We start from the raw sequence: 551 nt of genomic DNA, 5'->3' as shown, positions 1-551 counted from the left end.
GAAGATAGATGAAATAGTTGGAAAGCTATAGTATAAAAGGTGATACTCCTGTAATCGAAATCTTCAATGGCTCTATTGGTATCCTGAGTAGGACGGAACACGTGATATTTTGTCTGAATCCGGGGGGACCACCCTCCAACCCTAAATACTACTTACAGATCGATAGTGAACAAGTACCGTGAGGGAAAGGTGAAAAGTACCCCAGTGAGGGGAGTGAAATAGAACCTGAAACCATTAGCTTACAATCATTCGGAGCCCTATGATTTATCAGGGTGACGGACTGCCTTTTGCATAATGAGCCTGCGAGTTGTGGTATCTGGCAAGGTTAAGTCAAGTACGAAGCCGTAGCGAAAGCGAGTCTTAATAGGGCGAATTAGTCAGATGCTGCAGACCCGAAACGAAGTGATCTATCCATGAGCAGGTTGAAGCTGGTGTAAGAGCTAGTGGAGGACCGAACCGGTAGGCGTTGAAAAGTCTTCGGATGACTTGTGGATAGGGGTGAAAGGCCAATCAAACTTCGTGATAGCTGGTTCTCTCCGAAATATATTTAG

At 45.2% G+C, this 551-nt stretch carries 1 rRNA gene; it reads left to right on the top strand.

Annotated features, from left to right (window positions below):
- Positions 1 to 551: ribosomal RNA gene (locus ACXWTF_RS13440) — 23S ribosomal RNA — on the top strand; the annotation flags it as partial.

The organism is Thiomicrolovo sp. ZZH C-3 (assembly GCF_054862725.1).
This window is presented reverse-complemented; position numbering and strand designations above follow the sequence as displayed.